Source organism: Candidatus Protochlamydia sp. R18, from assembly GCF_000648255.1.
GTDB classification, from domain to species: Bacteria; Chlamydiota; Chlamydiia; order Chlamydiales; family Parachlamydiaceae; genus Protochlamydia; species Protochlamydia amoebophila.
The window spans coordinates 1-454 of the sequence record NZ_BASL01000606.1; the positions used below are offsets into that span (position 1 = coordinate 1).

1 pseudogene is annotated in these 454 nt (G+C 33.9%); it reads right to left on the reverse strand.

The features are described 5' to 3' along the window. Positions 1–212: 212 nt before the first annotated feature. Positions 213–454, reverse strand: a pseudogene (locus TY19_RS00820) (hypothetical protein); the annotation flags it as partial.

The window sequence follows — 454 nt, forward strand, 5'->3', positions numbered from 1 at the left end:
AACCTTGATACCCCTAATGCGGCTTCTGTTGATGGCTCAGACTATGCCTAAATTGGCTTTTATTTTAAGAGGGAAATTTTCCCTCTTATTCTTTAACTCTCACTACCCTAATCTTTATTAATTTTTATTGATGAATAAAGTTTCTATTCCCGTCTTTTTTAAGTATTTTCAAAAAATGGGGTAAGCTCTTCATTGCCACTTTTAAAAACACTCTAATTTTTATAAGTTAATATGGCATATTTTAAATCTGGAGGTAAATGGTCGATCAAGTTAAAAACGGGACTTACTATATGGTGGCTACCAGCAATGACAAATAACTTGCTGCCAGGATATCGCTCTAACAGCCGATTAATGGAAGTAATTAGAAATTCGTTGCGCTTATCCGTTAATAGAAATAATTTCTCCAATAAACAGACTCCTTCGTGCATCACTTTTTCTGAAAATGTGACATCCA